Raw genomic sequence first — 16,163 nt, 5'->3', positions numbered from 1 at the left:
TCGGCAGGACTGCCGATGGCCTCCGCCGGACGAGATCCTCCATCGTGGAGGCAGGAGGGACGGTCTGGTGCTGCCGATCTCCGGGACGACCGCATCGCACCCACGAACGGAGCACGCTGTGAGCGAGTCAGACGGACGCGACCGGCCCGTAGTGCCCACCCGACAGCCCTGATGCGGGTGCGTTCCAGCGGACAGGGTGCTCACGCCTTCGTCGGGGAGCCTCTCGACGACGAGCCACAGAACGTCGGGATCACAGCGACAGTGGTCGGCCCGGAGGACTGGCGCCGCTGGCGGCGGCTGCGGTTGGCCGCCCTGGAGCAGGCGCCCGAGGCCTTCGCGGAGCGTCTCGCCGCCTGGACCGGCCGCGGCGACACCGAGACACGGTGGCGTGCCCGACTCACGGACATGCCGTTCAACCTGGTCCTCACCGTGGACGGCAGCGACGCCGGGATGGTGAGCGCCACCCGGAGGGACGCCGACGGCCGGATCACCCTCACCTCCCTGTGGGTCGCTCCGTGGGCGCGCGGCCTCGGCATCGGCGACATCGCGGTGCAGGCTGTGCAGGCGTGGGCAGCAGAGCGCGGCGGCTGTGACGTGGTGCTGTCGGTCAGGGCGACCAACGCTGCGGCGATCGCGCTGTACCGGCGGAACGGCCTGGTCGACATCGGTAGATCCCCCCGGGACCCGCACAAGAGGTTGATGCGCTGCGCGGGGCGGACGGGTCGCCCCGACGGCCACGGCGAGTGAGGGCGGTCCGTCGGCCCTCACTCTCGAGACGTCATGCCGAGCGGTCCCGGAGCGGGGCGATGCAACAGCCGTCGCAGCCATGGGCAGCGGAGACGCCCCCGGTCGACTGGAGCTCGACGACGTCATCAGGGTCCGGGTGCCCGTAGCCGTGCGGGCACCACCGCAGGTGGTACCCACGGTGAGCGCTCCAGGTCGAGGGCCACTCCCTCATGTGGTGATGGCTGGGATGGTGCCGAGAACAGCCACGGCCCTCGCACGAGCTCGGGTCATGGGCAGCGGGGGGCGTCATCGCAGTCGTCTCACGGTGTCGCCACAGCTTCGTCCGGTTCCCTGCTCCCCGCGGGCTGACGATCGCCGGTTCGCGCCCGCGGGTGCAGGATGCCACAGCAGAGCCGGGCGGAAGGGGCGGAGCGACGTCCTCAGGGTGGCGGGTCCACGTGTCCATGCCGAGCACTGTTCCGTGTGCAGCTCCCGCTCCGCGGTGAAGCAGCTGTGAACCCCCTGGGGGTCAGGGCGTGGGTCGACCGTGGTCGGCCGGGAGAACCATCGTCCCGGCGCCGTCGTCGGTGAACATCTCCAGCAGCACGGCGTGCGGTGCGCGGCCGTCGACGACGGTCGCCTGCCCCACTCCGCCCTCGACCGCCCGCAGGCACGCGGCCATCGTCGGGCTCATCCCGGCGTGCAGCGCCGGCAGCAGCTCGGCCAGCTCGCGGGCGCCGATCCGGTGGACGAGCGAGTTCCGGTCGGGCCAGTCGGTGTAGAGCCCCTCGACGTCGGTGAGGACGACGAGCTTCGCCGCCCCGAGGGCCGCGGCGAGGGCGGCGGCCGCGGTGTCGGCGTCGACGTCGTGCACGACGCCGTGGACGTCCGGGGCGAGACTGGCGACGACCGGGATGTGGCCGGAATCCAGCATCGTGGTGACGGCCGACGCGTCGACGGTCGCGACGTCGCCCACGAGGCCGATGTCGACCGGCTGCCCGTCCACCACCGCGTGCGTGCGAGCCGCGGTGAAGATCCCGCCGTCCTCACCGGACAGTTGCACGGCCATCGAGCCGTGTTGGTTGATCAGCCCGACGATGTCGGGGCCGACCTGGCCGGTGAGGACCATGCGGACGACGTCGACGGTCTCGGGGGTGGTCACCCGCAGGCCGCCGCGGAACACGCTCCCCGCGCCCAGCCGGCCCAGCATCTCGGTGAGCTGCGGGCCGCCGTCGTGCACGACCACCGGGAGGATCCCGCAGGCCCGCAGGAAGACCACGTCCTCGGCGAATGCACGCCGGCACTCGTCATCGATCATCGCGTGGCCGCCGTACCTGATCACCACGACGCTGCCGTGGAACTCCTGGAGCCAGGGCAGCGCTCCGGTGAGCACGGCGACCTTCGTCGCAGCTCCCACCGGACCCTCGGCGAGGATCCGGGTGCCACCCTCTCCCGGGGCGGTACCGGTTCCTCCGGCCGGTACCCGGGCCAGGTGCGCTGCGGGGTCTCGACGGCTGTCGTCGGCATCGTTCAGTGCGGAGAGCGTCACGGTGTACTCCTGGAGATGGGGAACCGGGTGTCGTGGCGGGGCAGTGCTCAGGTCAGCGCGCCGACCTCGCGGAGCACCGCGAGCACGTCGGGGAGGTCCTCGAACGCCGTCCGTACGTCGGCGGGCGTGGCGATGGAGTGCGCGTTCTCGCGCACGTACCGGGAGAGCGCGGCGTCGAAGGCCTGGTGCCCAGCCCGGTCCCGCGCCTCCACCAGGGCCGCGCCGCCGAGGGTGTAGACGGTGTCGTAGTACGTGCTGCTGGGGCGGCGGAAATCGGTCCAGGAGGACATCGACCCACCGACCGGCGGGAGATCGGAGTCGGGGGTGTGCACGTAGGGCTCGTCCTCGCCGTCCGCCACGATCTGGGCGAAGGTGGCGAAGGACTCGTCCAGCCAGGGGTGCTCACCCTGGTCGTTGCCGACCAGTCCGTAGAACCACATGTGCGCCAGCTCGTGGCTGATCAAGCCTCGGCGTCGTTCCGGATCCACGTCGCCGAACTGGATCGCTCCCGGGAACTCGATGCCGCTCGTCTGGGCGGACAGCACCGTGACCCAGAGGTCGTCGTACGGGAATGGGCCGAGCAGTTCCACGAGGTCGCGCGTCGACTCCGCGATCGACGCGAGCCAGGTCGCCGGGTCGGCCGCTGCCACCGCCGCGTCCACTCCCACGTGCACGCGGACGCCGTCGACCACCCGCTCGACCACGTCGAGGTTCCCCACGGACACCGCGACGTCGCGCACAGCCGGGGCGGTGAACCGGTGGAGCGTCGTGCCGTCCCGCGCCTTCTCGGCCCCCATGGCGCTGCCGGTGCCGAGCACGTCGTACCTCGAGGGGGCGACCACCTCCAACGACGCCAGCTCGAAGTCCTCGCTGACCGCCATCTCCCCACTGACCGGGACCGCCGGCCCGCGTGCCCATCCTCGATCCCGTTCCCAGGCCAGCAGCGGGAACGCGGTGGCGAACCACGCCACCTCGGCGGCCGAGGAGGTGCCGATCCGCTCATCGACGTCCTCGCCCAGCTCGAGGTCGAAGTCGGTCTCCACCGAGATCTCCTGGCCGGGCTCCGCACACTGCTCCAGCGGAACCTCGATGAGGGTGCCGGCCGGGGCGCTCTCCGGCGCACCTGCGGCGACGTCGTCGACGTCCGCCGGCCTCCCGTCGACGCGGACCTCGGAGACCACGAGAGAACTGCCTTCCTCCGCCGTGAGTGGCTTGTTCGGCCACGCCCTCAGCACCACGTCGCAGGTCGCGAGATCAGGGGTGAAGACGATCCGCTGCCACGCGCTCACCGACGTCAGGTCGTCCGCCACCTCGAAGCGCAGCTCGACCACCGGACGGTCGGCCCAGGGGTCGGAGGCGATCCGCTCCGGGTCAGGTGAGCCCGGCGCCGTGCACCCGGCCGCGGAGAGTGCCAGGCAGCACAGTGCGGTCGCCAGCAGTCGCCGGTAGCGCCTCGTCTCCGCCACCGAGGGCCGGCGCCGCCGGTCGGCGGGCGAGGCCACCCCGACGCGCCTCTGCCTCATCGGCGCGGGCCCATTCGAACCGTCATCGGCAGGGCGCGGTGACGCCTGGGGTCGGTGTGACGGGTGCGACGAGACAGCCTCCGTCGTGACCTTTCCTCGACCCAGCGAGCATGGCAGCATCGAACTGTCACGGGGGCATTACGCAACGTCACTACGATCGATGAACCACCGGGAGACCCGTTTTCGTGCCCACCACTCGTTCCGCAGCCGGTCGCTGCTCCCGCCTCCTCGCCGCTGCCGCGCTGGTGACCGTGATCACTGCGTGCGGTCCCGTCGACGTCATCGCGTCCGCTCCCGACGCCGGCACCAGTGCGCCGACCAGCGCTGCCGGAGCCGCCGTCGCCGACGTGCCGGCCTCCCCGCCCGTCGAGCCGGCCCCGGAGCAACCCGTCGGCACGGCGCCGATCGACGAGGCGCCGGCCGTCAGCGAGCCGGTCGACAGAGAGCCCGTACCACCCTCCGGTCCGCAGGCCGACGAGTCGTCCGCGCCGGCCACCACGCGCGCCGCCGAGCCCGGCCCCCAGGTCCCGCTCCGGTCCGCGGCGGCGGCCGGCCCGAGCGCCGAGGCACCCGAGCCCTCCACCGGGTCCGGCCAAGTGCACGGTGCTTCGCTCGCCACTCCGGTGGCCCTCACAGCCAGCAGCGGCGCGGGCGGGTCGTACACCGACCAGCAGCGCACGGCCTTCACCGCCACCAACGGCAAGACCGGCCGATTCCTGCGGTACGCCGGCGGCATCGATCCGTCGCGCCCCGTCGGGCTGGTCGTCTATGCCGACGGAACCGGTGAGTACGGCGTCGACAATCCGTCGTCCTCCTACGCGCTGGGTGGGTCGTCCGGGCTGATCGCCGTGGCCAGGAATCGCAACATGGTCACCCTGGCCGTGGAGAGCCCTGACCAGTCGTGCGAGTGCTGGCACACCGGCGACACCAGCCGCAATGCCGACTTCCTCGCCGAACTGATCGAGAAGCAGCTGCGCAGCTATCCGATCAGCGAGGTGTGGTTGGTCGGCTTCTCCTCCGGCGCCCAGGAGATCACCCGCTTCCTGGTGCCCCGGCATCCGGAGCTGCTGCGCCTCGGCGGAGGCTGGGTCGTGTTCGGCGGCGGCGGCCCCGCCGCGGAGAGTGGCAGCAAGGTCACCGCGCAGCGGATGGCGGGGGTGAGGGGGCACTGGTTCACCGGCACCGCGGACACCGCCGTCCCGCTGACCGCGTCCTGGGGTGCAGCGGCAGGCGAGCGGTGGTACGGCGCCCGCGGCGTCAGGACCTCCCACGACTGGGCCTCCGGGGTCGGGCACAGCCTGGACGGCCGACTGGGACGTACGGTCGCGCGACTGCTCGACGAAGGCTGAGCGAGCCCCGGTGCGCCGCCCCCACGGGCGGCGCGCCGGGCTCGTCGCTGGCCATGCACTCATCCCTTCAGCGGACGGGCAACCGCGCCAGGACCCGGTCGAGCAGGTCCTGGGTGAGGTCCGCGGTGAGGTCGGGCGGCACCGGAAGGCCGCTGTCGACGTACCAGCCCGCCGGCGCCTCGGGATGCGGGCCCACCACGCCCACCATCCCTCGGGCGAACGGCGCGATGAGGGCGGCCGGGAGTCCGTTGGCGTACGTCGCCAGGACGTCGGCCGGCCCGCGGGCGGCGTCCAGGTCGAACCAGGGGCCGTCCTGGAAGAACATCTGCCGGTGCCGGCCGTTCCAGTCCAGCGTCACCAGATCGTCGCCCGCGTGGTCCGGCCGGGCCCCCGGCGAGGAGATGTAGCGGTCGCTGTCCCCGGGCAGGAGCCCGAAACCGGGAGTCTCGCCGGCCAGGTACCCCCCGAGGCAGAAGCCCAGGTAGCCGCCGCCGGTGCGGACGAACGTCCGGATCGCCGGCGCATGACGCCGCAGCCTGCGGTACGCCCTCCGGAGCGTGCCGCCTCCCGGCTGGGCGAACAGCGCCGCGCGCGCCAGCGTCTCCGGGCAGAGCGGCAGCGCCTCCCTCGGTCCGACGTATCGCACGTCCAGGCCCCAACGGCTGCGGACCAGCGCCTCGGCCACCGCCTCCGGGCAGCCGGGCGTGGACGCCGGACCGCGGTACACCAGTGCGAGCCGGCGTCCGTCCTGCGGTGCCCGCGCCTCAATCCCCGGGTGCGGCACCGATCGTCCCCTTCGCACCCCGGCCCGAGAGGAGCCGCCGCCGGGTGGCACTGGTCGCCGACGCCACGACGTCCTCGAGCGGACCGCGCGCGTGGTACCGGCTCCACCCGAGACCGAAGGCGACGACCACGGCCACCTGCAGCAGGAACGACGCACCGTCGTGGTCGGGCATGAACGGGGAGCTGAGCATGAGCAGGTGCAGGCAGTAGAGCGTCAACGTCATGCTTCCCGCCGCTGCGAGCGGGCGCAGCCAGGAGGTGCCCGTGCGGCCGATGAGGATGCAGGCGCCGAGCACCGCCAGCGCCACCCCGATGGTGAAGACGAGATCCAGCGGGGTGCTCGAGTGCGGAGAGACGGTCGCCAGCCACCACGGGGTGTCCGCCGGGGTGATGCCGGAAGGCCCCCAGTCCAGCAGATCCGTGTACTCCTCGCTGGACAGCGACTGCAGAGCCACTGCCTCGAGCTCCGACCGTCCGCCCAGCACGTCGAGCAGGAACCAGGACACCGCTCTCGCGCCGACTGCCAGGCCCAGCCCGGCGACGGCCATCGTGGTCGCGACGCGTCGCGTGGACAACCGTGCCTGGCCGACGGCCATGCCGACGCACAGATAGGCCAACCAGCTCAGCGCCGGGTAGGTGCCGGTCAGCGTCAGCTCGGTGAGCAACCGACCGGGGTCCCCGAGCAGGTCCTCGAACGTCGGGTTTCCCGCGACCGCCGTCTCGGTCCCGGCACGCAGCAGGTGGCTGAGCACCGGCATGCCGACCACGATCACTGCGGCGACGGCGAGCAGCGCCCGGATCGACAAGGACAGCAGCGGGATGGCCAGCAGGAACAGCAGCGCGTAGTACGGCAGGATCACCGCAGCCAGGCTGCGGGGCACCAGGTAGCCGAGCACCAGTCCCACCATGGCGATGAGCAGCGCACGGACAGCCAGGGACCCCGCGTTGGCCACCCACGCCCGCCCGTGCGGGCGGTGGCGTCGGCCGCTGGAGAAGGCGATGCCGACGCCGGCCAGCAGCGCGAACAGTGCGGCCGACTTCCCGCCCGCCAGGCTCCAGGCGAGGGACGGCGTGCCGTCGGGACCGACCGGGTCCAGCACGTGGACCGCCATCATGCCCACCAGCGCGACACCGCGGGCGGCGTCGATGCCGATCAGGCGGGATCTGGCCCGGTCGGGCGCCGCCGCGCTCGACGGCGTGCCGGCGACGTCGCCCGGCTCGCAGGCGTGGGCCAGGGAAGAGGCCTCCTGCGGCCCCGCCGTCATCGCCGGGCCGCCGCGGTCAGCGAGCGGACACGGACACCCGTGGGCGGTGGGGGCGTCGGCGGGCGGGCCACCTTCTGCGCGGGGATGCCGCACCACGTGGTCCCGGCAGGCAGCACCTCGCCCTTCATCGCCAAGGACATCGCTGCCAGCGAGGCGTCCTCCTCCACCACGGAGCCGTAGAGCACCACCGCCTTGGCGCCGACACTGGCCCGCTCCCTGAGGACGACGTGGTCCATCTTCATGACCCGGTCCTCGAACAGATGCGTCTGCAGGGAGGCGATGGCTCCGACGGACGAGTCGTCCCCGATCTCCACCAGGTCGAACTCCGTGAGGTACGTCGTGTCGATCAGCGTCCGACGTCCGATCCGGGCCCCGAACAGCCGGAGCGCCGGGCCGAGCAGCGGCGTTCCGGTGAGGAAGGCGAGGAGCGCGGGAACCGCTGCGGCCTCGTAGATGCCGGTGACGAACTCCGTGCGACGGACGAAGCCGCTCCACAGCGGGCGGACGCGCGGCCGGTAGCGGCCGACCAGGGTCCACTTGAGCGCCGCCACGAGGAGCAGCACGGCGATGCTCGAGCCCAGTGCGATGAACGGGGCCAGCAGAACGGTCGCCGCCGTGCCCCACGAGGACGCCACGGTCGACAAGCCGTACAGCGTGGCGAACGTCGCCAGACCGAGGATGGAGCTCGGCAGCACGATCCGGAGGAACTCGATCGCGTACCTCGCCCGGACCCGCGACCGTGGCGGCGTGAACGTCTCCTCGTCGGTGAACTCCTCGAAGAGCTCCCGGCGGGGGAGGAAGAACGCCGGCGATCCCAGCCACGCGGTTCCCGCCGGCACGCCCTCGGGCGGCGGCACGCTGCGGACGCCGATGAGGGACTCATCACCCAGCTGCGCGCCCGAGGGGATGAAGGCGGCGTTCCCGACGAAGGCGCGGGTGCCGATCTCGGTGCGCCGGAAGGCCACGTGACCGTTGGCGTAGGTCGCGCTGCCCACGCTGGCCATGTCGGCCACGAAGCTGCCGTCGCCGAGGACGAGCAGGTCGGGGTCGATGTTGGCGATGGTCGAGACCTCGGCGCCCGTCCCGACCCTCGTGCCCAGTGCCCGCAGCCACAAGGGCGTGTAGAGGGTGGAGTACAGCGTGTTGTTGAGCAGCAGGCTCAGTTCGAGCAGCTTGTCGCCGAGCCACTTCTCCAGCCCCAGCTGGGACCGCAGGTGGTGGATCCCCTCCGGCGTGGAGGGCAGGACCAGCCGGCGCATGCCGAGGACGAGCGCGCAGGACGTGGCCACGAACAGCGGGCCGGACAGGGCCGTCGCCAGCAGCGCCGCGAGGGTGCCGTACCTCAGCAGCGCCCACCACACGACCGCCACCGTCGGCACCATGATCAGGAAGGGCATGAGTTCCAGCAGCAGGATGCCTCCGGCGAAGCCGGCCAGAAGCGTCCGCGACCAGGTGCGAGGCGCGGACGCACAGGCGGCCATGAGCTCCATCACCGGGTCCGCCGACTCCGCCGAGGGCCGAGCGGGGGAGCCCGACCACGTCTGCGCGTCGGGGACCTCCTGTCCGGACAACAGCAGCGACTGCTCACGGAGGATGGCTCCGTCGCCGACACGTGCGTCGCACTCGACGACGCTCTCGGCGCCGACGACCGCACCCGCGCCGACGGTCAGCTCACCGAGGGTGAGCACACCCTCGGTGATGCGGTGCGCATGCAGCTGGGTGCCGTATCCGACGGTGGCGCCGCGGTGCACGCGGACGAAGGTCGGCAGTGAGATGTCGGCCGTGCCGAGATGGCAGTCGTCGTCGACCTGGGATCCGGCCAGTCGCAGGTAGGTCGCCGCCCAGGGAGACCCGCCGAGGACGGTCAGCGGCGAGATGGTCATCAGCTTCTGCACCATCCACACCCGCAGGTGCACGCTGCCCCACAGCGGGTGGTCGCCCGCGGTCAGGCCGCGGGACAGCAGCCGGGAGCCGACGACGGGCAACCCCCAGCGGGCGAGCAGGTACAGGGTGGGGAGGGCCAGTGCGAGCTGGACCACCAGACCGACGGAGGGCTCGCCGTCGTGGACGCCGTACACAACGGCGATCGGAAGCGTGAACAGTCCGATGACCACCGCGAAGCCGGCCACCTGGGCCGCCCCGAAGGCAGCGACGCGCCTCCGCGACGGCGGTGCCGGGCGCGGGGCCCGCGGCTCCAGGACGACCGGTTCCGCTGCATGTGCTCGGGCGTCCTCGAGGTGCTCGGCCAGGTCGCGGACCGTCGGGTGCCGGTAGAAGTCCAGGATGGACAAGCCGGCGCCGAGATCGCTCTCCCGCATCGCGGAGACGACGGTTGCCGCCACCAGGGAGTGGCCGCCCAGGGAGTCGAAGAAGTTGGCCGTCACGGACACCGACCCCTCGGGGAGACGCAGCACCTCCTCCCACAGACCGGCGATCCAGGCCTCGGCGGGGCTGGCCGGACTCTCGTGATCGGTCTCGGTCCGGACCAGCCGCGGCCGCGTCGGCTCAGGAAGCCTGGCCCGGTCGGCCTTTCCGCTGGGCAGCATGGGGATGGTGGTGACCACGTCCATGTAGGCCGGCACCATGTACGCGGGCAGCTGCAGGAGGAGCTGCTCGTGCAGTTCGGCGATCACCGCGTCGGCCCGTTCGCCGGTTCCGTCGCCGCCGGATGCTGTGTCGTCCCGGAGTACGACGTAGCCGGCGAGTTCTCCGCCGGTGTCGGGGCCGGTGAGCAGCGTGACCACGGCACCGGTCACCTCGGGGTGGACGAGCAGCAGGCTCTCGATCTCCTGCAGGTCCACGCGGTGCCCGCGCACCTTGACCTCGCTGTCCGCGCGCCCGAGGTACTCCAGCTCACCGTCCGGCAGGAGACGGCCCAGGTCGCCGGTGCGGTAGATGCGTTCCCCGGGGGCCCCACCGGGATCGGCGATGAAGCGGTCGGCGGTGAGGTCGGGGCGGTTCACGTATCCGCGGGCGACCCCGGGCCCGCCGACGCAGATCTCGCCCACTTCTCCTGCGGGCACCGGCCGGCGGTCGTCGTCGAGAACCATGATCCGGTACGTGGGGAGCGGCCGACCGATGGTGACCTGCTTGCCGGGCCGGAGCTCGGCCATCGTGCAGGTGACGGTCGTCTCGGTCGGCCCGTAGGTGTTGAGGATCCGGCGACCGGGACCCCACCTGTCGACCAGCTCGCGAGGGCATGCCTCCCCGCCCACGTTCACGGTCCGGATGAGCGGGAGAGTGCGGTCCAGGGTGGCCAGCACGGTCGGGACGCAGTAGATCATCGTGATCTCGTGCTCGGCCAGGAAGTCGGCAAGGCCCGACCCCACCCGGCGGCCGTCCGTGGGACCGGCGACGAGCGTCGCGCCCACCGCCCAGGTCGGCCAGATCTCCTCGATGGAGAAGTCGAACGCGATGGTCATGCCCTGGTAGACCCGGTCGGTCGGCTCCACCCCGTACAGGGCAGGCACGATCCCGATGAAGTTGCAGATGCTCGACTGCGTGATCTCCACGCCCTTGGGTCGACCGCTCGAGCCGGAGGTGTAGATGATGTAGCACACCGGGTCCCCGTCGGTCTCGACGGCAGGACGGGTGCTGGGCTGCATGGCCAGTTGCGGCACGAGGTCGTCGAGCGGGAGGACCGCGCAGGGGAGGCCGGCGTAGGTGGCGGCGAAGGACGTGGTGGTGACCACGAGCCCCAGGTCGGAGTCCTCGGCGATGAACTCCAGTCGGTCGGCAGGCGCCGCAGGGTCGATCGGTACGAAGGTCGCCTCGGTCTTCGTCACGGCGAGCAGGGCGACGTAGGTGTCCACCGAGCGGTGGAGCAGGATCCCTACCCGGACGCCGCTGCCGACGTCGCGGGACAGCAGCAGGTTGGCCAGGCGGTTCGCACGGGCGTCGAGATCGGCGTAGGAGAGGTGCTCCCCGTCGCACTCGAGCGCGATGGCCGAGGGGCGGCTGTCGCAGGCCCGCTCGAAGTAACGGCTCAGCCGGCGGCAGCCCGCGACCTGGCCGGACAGCTCGGCCACCACGTTGTCGTGAAACCGGATGCGGGAGTCGGTGGTCGTGGCGATCGGCTCGCGCTCCGCGGTCCTACCGGAGGGCGTGGAACCCGCGGACGCGGTCAGTGGTGCCGCCAGATCGTCGATCGTCGTCGAGAACAGATCGAAGTCCTCCCTGGGGGGTTTCATCCGGTCACCTTTCTGCACGTTCTCGTTCCGTACGTTCTCTGGCATGCGTTCGTCGTGGGTCACCTCTCGTGCCGGACGAGGTGACGTGCTGGAGCAAGAGCCGTCGGCGGCGTGGAGCGCGGCCCGCACCCATCGGCAGTCAGGCCGCAGTGGGCGGCCGTCCATGCCGCCTGCACGCGGTCGCGTCAGCGCTCCCGTCGGGGCAGCGGGGGAGCACCGCTCGGGCGCAGGACCGGCAGCCGCCGCAGACGGTGGACGGCACCCTAACCCGGATGCCGACGGCGATCGGGCGCATCGACGAGCGGACCGGGTGGACCGCACCGACGAACTCGACGTGGCCCGCGCCATCCGGGTAGCGGGCGTCATGCCGTGGGAGGGCGGCAGCTGGGAGCCGCCGTTCGCGCGTGCTGTCCGTGGACGATGGCGTCGCTGAGGCGCACGACCACCGGTCGCACCTCGTCCGTCCTGACCTCTGAGGTCGTCACGACACCATCGCTCGCATCGGTTGCGCACCCTCCTCGACCCGGGCCCTGAAACGGGACAGCACCCGAGCGTCGACCGGCCGGCGGGTTGCTGGCCTGCCGTCCGAGTCTCCGCCGGCCGAGGGCCCCGCGAAATGGGCAGAACTACCGATAGATCCGCGTCCCGGAACCTGGCTGGATGGAATGGCTGTCTGGCGCGTCGTACAACGCGGCGGGGTCCTCGGGTAGGGGACAGGTAGTGGTCGCAGCCGCACACGAACGCAGGAGAAGAGCAGCGTGATCCCCAGCCGCGATGGACCACTCGTCCACGCCGCCGCCCCTGACCATGTTCTCCGCACCCTGGACGACGGACTGCTCACGGCCGACGAACGCGACCGCTGCGGGCGGCTCCGTTCGAGCGCCGACCGAGACGCGCGGGTGGCGGCACACCTGCTGGTCCGGTGGAGTGCCGCGCAGCTGACCGGTCAGGCGATCGAGACGCTCGAACTCGTGCAGCGTTGTCCACAGTGCGGGTCCAGCGACCACGGCCGGCCGTCGATGCCTGCTCTGCCCGGTGTGCACGTCAGCCTTGCCCACACGCGCGGTGCCGTGGCGGCCGCGGTCGGGTGGGACCCGGTCGGGGTGGACGTCGAGACGGCACGGTCCGGGGATGCGCTCGACGCGGCGCTCCTCCACCTGACCCTGACGGAGCGGGAGATGCTCCAGGTGCGGTCGTCACCGGAGCCCCGGGCGACCTTCCTCCGGCACTGGACGCTCAAAGAATGCCTCGTGAAGGTGGGGGCTGCGACGCTGGACGGGTTGTCGCGGCTCGAGATCGACCTGTCCACAGCACACCGGACCGCCGAGGGGCGGACGTGGACGACGTACCGCAACCTGCATCTCCTGGAGTGGTGCGACCCCGGGCTGGGCGCGGTGATCGGTGCCGCGGGCGCGGCACCGCCCGTGGTCGACACCTTTCCCGTGACCTCCAGCCAGGCAGAGACCGGGACCGAGAGCCGGTGGGGGTGGACCGCCGTCCGTGCCGGGCGCCTCGTCACGGCCGGTGGCCGCAGGTGACCGTGCGAAGCCGGCTCATCGTGTTCGCGGTCCTCGCTCTCCTGCTCACGCGGACCGGCCCAGCTGCTGCGGACACACCCGTGTCGCTGTCCGACCGGGTCACCGACACGGTCGGCGTCCTGGGTCCGGACGCGCCCCAGGTCAGCGCGGCCGTCGATGGACTGGCGGCTCAGAGCGGGATCGGCTTGTACACCGTGCTGGTCCCGTCCTTCTCGAGCGAGGGCGATGCGGACTGGACCGAGCAGACCGCCCACCTGTCCGGGCTCACGGATTCCGACATCCTCCTGGCCGTCTCGGTGGGCGACGACGACTACGAGTACGGCTGGTGGATCGGCGAGTCCTTCCCGCTCTCCGACGCCGACGTCGACGACGCGATCACGCGCGAGGTCGTCCCCGATCTCGAGGAGCGGAACTGGGACGCCGCGGTCATCTCCTTGGCCGACCAGCTCGGGCGGTTGTCGGCCAGCGCCGACGAGGCGGCCACCGCCGATGAGACAGCCGGCGCCGAGGAGTCGGTTCCCGTCGACGAGGAGAGCTCCCCGTCGACCTGGTCCGGAACGACAACGGTGTTGGTCGTGGCTGGTCTCGCGGTGGCGCTCGTCGGCGCACACCTGTTCTCCCGCCGACGGACGCCCGCAGCGCGGCGGTGAGCGCTCAGTTACCCGGCTTGACCTCCTTGCCGCGCTGCTGGTCGTCCTCGTCGGCCTCGTAGACCCCCGGCACGGCGGTCGCGGACCCGTCGTCCGCACCGGGGGTGACCGGCTTGCGGATCAGGTCGTCCTGGCCCTGGGTGGGGGTGCCGCCGGGGTCGGCGTGCTCGTCGGTGTCCGGGCGTGAGTCGGCCACGGGGTTCCTCCTGGTGTCGTCGTCCCGGGGCCGCTACCCGCCTGCGGAGACGTCAAAGCGGCTGCGTGAGGTTCAGCGCGTTCCCGTCCGGGTCGCGGACGTGGGCGACCCGCTGCCCCCACGGCATGTCGTTCGCCCCGGACGTCGCCTCACCGCCCAGCGCGGGCACGCGGACCAGTGCCGCGTCGACGTCGGGCACCTCGAGGCTGAGCAGCACCCGACCCGGGGTGCCGGGCGTGACGTCTTTGTCCGCCACCAGGCCGAGCCGGGAGTCGCCGATCCGCAGGGTCAGGAAGAAGAGCTCACCTTCCTCGGGCTGCCGGTCGACGACTTCGGCCTCGAGCAGCCCGGCGTAGAAGCGTTGCAGCCGATCGACGTCGCCGGTGACGACGATGGCCTGCACGGTGGGGGGCATCGGACCTCCAGGTGGTGGGTTGTCGGACGGAGGACCCGGTCGGGCCCCGGAACTCATCGCCGGCGGTACCGGGCGCCCGGCAGCAGGCTCCGGCATCCGTCACTGTGACGGAATGTCGCCCGACGCCGGGACGAAGAGCCACCGGGCGAAGACGGCGTCCTCGTCCAGCCGGGTCATCCACTGCACCCAGATCCGGTAACCGTGGGCGGTGGCACGCAGCAGGGGGCCGCCCGCCCCGGCCTGCCGCTCGTCGAAGTCGCCGGAGTCCGGCAGTGGCCCGGGCGACTCGGGTCGCAGGGGAGCGGCCTCTACGCCGGCGCCGTCGAGAGCCGCGCTGATGAAGGCGAGGCGCCCGCTGGGGACCGTCACGTGGTCACCCGGCTCCGCGGCGTCCTCCGGCTGTGCGAGCGCGGCCGCGACGGCGGCGGGGTAGTCACTGCCCGAGACCTGCAGCACGACGACGGCGTCGTCGTCGGCACGGAAGACCTCCAGCCAGCCCTCGTCGGCGACCTCCGTGTCGGTGAGGACGACGGCGGCTCGGCCGGCGCCCACGGGAATGCTGGTGAGGTCGTAGGCCAGGTCGGGCACCAGCTGCTCGTAGTGACCGTCGGTCTCGCCGGACCAGTCGGGCAGCAGGTCGCCGTCGAGGGCGAGGAACGGCTCGCCGTTGCTCCAGCAGCGGCCGACGTGGGTCCAGGTGCGCGCCATGCCGTCATCGTTCCCCAGTGCTGCGGGGAGGGGTGAACGATGCTCAGGGGCGGGGTTCCGGCAGGCTAATTGACATAATGTGCATTATCGGCGCTACGGGCAGGCGGTCCGAGAGGGGGCCGACCCGGCTGTCGGCTGGCACGTCGAGCGCCCGGTTCCGTGCTCGCATGTCGATGCCGCAGTGCGGCGCCGTCCCCGTCGGCCACGGCGTCGTGCCTCGACCAGCACGCCGACGCGGCTCGGCGAGACCTCCGGTCGGCGGTCGTCCGGTCCGTCTCGTGACGCCCGGGTCGCCAAATGGTCGCGACTCCCCCTGAGTTGATCTTGTCCAGGACCCGGGTCGGAGCGTCCTCAGGTCGACTCATGGCCGCCTGTGACCGCCCGTCGTCCCCACGTCACCGAGCTCCCCTGTCCTGCCAGTCCGGTCGAATTGCGTAACAGTGACGAAAGACGGGGTGTGTCGCTGTGCTCGACGGGCGATCCGCCGCAGGTGTTCGTAGGGTCGAACCATGCAGATCCGACGGCCGCTCGCCGCGCTCCTGACCGCTCTGGCGCTCTTCGGCGGCGGCGCCACGATGACCGCGTGCTCGGATGCGGACGTGACCACACCGAACGAGGGCACGACGGACGACGACAGCGGCAACACCGAGGGGAACGACCCGGGCAGCGACGAGCAGGACAACCTGCCGGACAACTCGAACGAGGACCAGGGCAACGACGAGGACCAGAACGACGACTCGAGCGATCCCGACTGAGCACCGTTCATCGTCTGACCGCGAACCTGGCGGCCGGTACCGGACAGCCGGTGCCGGCCGTCAGCTGCGTTCGGTGACCCAGAGCCGGTCCAGCCGGCCCGTCGAGTGCAGGAGGTCGGACAGCGAGCGCTCGAGCTCGGCCTTGGTCGGCTTCTCGGTGAGCAGCGTCTGCACGTCCTCCAGGGCGCAGCGCAGCTGGTACAGCCGGTCCTGCAGCCCGTCGAGCTCGGCGCGCGAGACCAGCACGACGTCGGCCGGCAGACCCGCCTTGGCGGTGGCCGAGCGCTGCTCGTAGGCGCGCTGCCGGCACGCCTGGCCGCAGTACAGGCGCGGGCGACCCACCGATCCCTGCTCGGGCAGGACCCGACGGCACCAGCCGCACCGGCGACCCTCACCGCTCCCCCGGTTGGGCGCGGGGGAGATGGGGGCGTGCGTCACCGTGCCGGTCGCGTGCTGTGCCACGTCTCGGCACGCTAGACGCCACCGGCGACGGCACCCGCGGAACACGCCAGGACG

General features: G+C 72.1%; 14 protein-coding genes. 5 read left to right on the top strand and 9 right to left on the bottom strand.

The window, feature by feature from the left end:
- Positions 1-261: 261 nt before the first annotated feature.
- Positions 262-747, top strand: coding sequence for a GNAT family N-acetyltransferase (locus tag DQ239_RS02090; RefSeq protein ID WP_158544764.1), 486 nt, complete (start codon positions 262-264; stop codon positions 745-747).
- A 508-nt stretch (positions 748-1,255) separates the two neighbouring features.
- Here the strand turns inward: DQ239_RS02090 and argB are convergent.
- Both argB and DQ239_RS02080 read right to left on the bottom strand, forming a co-directional pair.
- Positions 1,256-2,275 (bottom strand): acetylglutamate kinase, encoded by a 1,020-nt coding sequence (gene argB, locus DQ239_RS02085; RefSeq protein WP_233488642.1) that lies wholly within the window; start codon positions 2,273-2,275, stop codon positions 1,256-1,258.
- Between the two features lie 47 nt (positions 2,276-2,322).
- A complete protein-coding gene (locus tag DQ239_RS02080; protein ID WP_233488641.1) occupies positions 2,323-3,798 on the bottom strand; it encodes a M1 family aminopeptidase in 1,476 nt (491 codons plus the stop codon).
- Between the two features lie 185 nt (positions 3,799-3,983).
- Between DQ239_RS02080 and DQ239_RS20520 the strand changes: the two genes are divergently transcribed.
- A complete protein-coding gene (locus DQ239_RS20520; RefSeq protein WP_199582482.1) occupies positions 3,984-5,147 on the top strand; it encodes a hypothetical protein in 1,164 nt (387 codons plus the stop codon).
- Positions 5,148-5,214: 67 nt separating this feature from the next.
- On the opposite strand, the gene DQ239_RS02070 is transcribed toward DQ239_RS20520, so the two are convergent.
- The 3 genes from DQ239_RS02070 to DQ239_RS02060 are packed head-to-tail and all read right to left on the bottom strand — an operon-like array spanning position 5,215 to position 11,385.
- Positions 5,215-5,931, bottom strand: coding sequence for a BPL-N domain-containing protein (locus DQ239_RS02070; RefSeq protein ID WP_199582480.1), 717 nt, complete (start codon positions 5,929-5,931; stop codon positions 5,215-5,217).
- On the bottom strand, positions 5,912-7,195 hold the full coding sequence (locus DQ239_RS02065; RefSeq protein WP_147251963.1) for a heparan-alpha-glucosaminide N-acetyltransferase domain-containing protein: 1,284 nt from the start codon (positions 7,193-7,195) through the stop codon (positions 5,912-5,914). The genes DQ239_RS02070 and DQ239_RS02065 overlap by 20 nt, the downstream gene beginning before the upstream one ends.
- Entirely contained in the window at positions 7,192-11,385 is a 4,194-nt protein-coding gene (locus tag DQ239_RS02060; RefSeq protein ID WP_113832574.1) for a Pls/PosA family non-ribosomal peptide synthetase, read from the bottom strand. The genes DQ239_RS02065 and DQ239_RS02060 overlap by 4 nt, the downstream gene beginning before the upstream one ends.
- A gap of 1,070 nt (positions 11,386-12,455) precedes the next feature.
- Here DQ239_RS02060 and DQ239_RS02050 point away from each other — a divergent pair.
- Positions 12,456-12,923: a 4'-phosphopantetheinyl transferase superfamily protein gene (locus DQ239_RS02050; protein WP_158544763.1), complete on the top strand. Its 468-nt coding sequence runs from the start codon at positions 12,456-12,458 to the stop codon at positions 12,921-12,923.
- Positions 12,924-13,003: 80 nt separating this feature from the next.
- Positions 13,004-13,573, top strand: coding sequence for a TPM domain-containing protein (locus DQ239_RS02045; RefSeq protein WP_233488640.1), 570 nt, complete (start codon positions 13,004-13,006; stop codon positions 13,571-13,573).
- A gap of 4 nt (positions 13,574-13,577) precedes the next feature.
- On the opposite strand, the gene DQ239_RS02040 is transcribed toward DQ239_RS02045, so the two are convergent.
- The 3 genes from DQ239_RS02040 to DQ239_RS02030 form a co-directional block, all read right to left on the bottom strand.
- A complete protein-coding gene (locus tag DQ239_RS02040) occupies positions 13,578-13,769 on the bottom strand; it encodes a hypothetical protein (protein WP_113832570.1) in 192 nt (63 codons plus the stop codon).
- Positions 13,770-13,821: 52 nt separating this feature from the next.
- Positions 13,822-14,184: a VOC family protein gene (locus DQ239_RS02035; RefSeq protein WP_113832569.1), complete on the bottom strand. Its 363-nt coding sequence runs from the start codon at positions 14,182-14,184 to the stop codon at positions 13,822-13,824.
- Between the two features lie 99 nt (positions 14,185-14,283).
- Positions 14,284-14,892 (bottom strand): hypothetical protein, encoded by a 609-nt coding sequence (locus DQ239_RS02030; protein WP_113832568.1) that lies wholly within the window; start codon positions 14,890-14,892, stop codon positions 14,284-14,286.
- A 509-nt stretch (positions 14,893-15,401) separates the two neighbouring features.
- Between DQ239_RS02030 and DQ239_RS02025 the strand changes: the two genes are divergently transcribed.
- A complete protein-coding gene (locus DQ239_RS02025) occupies positions 15,402-15,647 on the top strand; it encodes a hypothetical protein (protein WP_113832567.1) in 246 nt (81 codons plus the stop codon).
- Between the two features lie 60 nt (positions 15,648-15,707).
- Here DQ239_RS02025 and DQ239_RS02020 read toward each other — a convergent pair whose 3' ends face one another.
- The gene (locus tag DQ239_RS02020; RefSeq protein WP_233488639.1) at positions 15,708-16,109 is read right to left on the bottom strand and encodes a hypothetical protein; all 402 of its coding nucleotides are present in this window, start codon (positions 16,107-16,109) and stop codon (positions 15,708-15,710) included.
- Positions 16,110-16,163: the final 54 nt, after the last annotated feature.

The organism is Blastococcus sp. TF02-09 (assembly GCF_003319105.1).
GTDB lineage: Bacteria > Actinomycetota > Actinomycetes > Mycobacteriales > Geodermatophilaceae > Blastococcus.
Note: the sequence above shows the minus strand (reverse complement) of the source record. Positions and strands in the feature narration are given on the sequence as shown.